Raw genomic sequence first — 232 nt, 5'->3', positions numbered from 1 at the left:
GCCATAATCGGCCTATTGTAATGGGACATAGAATGCGAAGCGAATGAAGTTACTCCTGGATTTTTTACCGATCGTTGTTTTTTTTCTGACCTACAAGTTCGCTCCCGAGCTGATTGAGTGGGTATCGCCTTGGTTGAATGTCGACCAGCAGGCCTCATTACATGCCATGGAACCGATCGTACTGGCCACCGCCGTACTGATTCCGGCCACCATTTTGCAAATCCTTTATACC

At 47.8% G+C, this 232-nt stretch carries 1 protein-coding gene; it reads left to right on the top strand.

The annotated features are described in order from the left end of the window. Positions 1-43 precede the first annotated feature (43 nt). On the top strand, positions 44-232 hold a 189-nt coding region (locus tag Q4563_RS23015; RefSeq protein ID WP_303606202.1), incomplete at its 3' end, for a septation protein IspZ.

The organism is Gilvimarinus sp. 1_MG-2023 (genome assembly GCF_030548285.1).
This window is presented reverse-complemented; position numbering and strand designations above follow the sequence as displayed.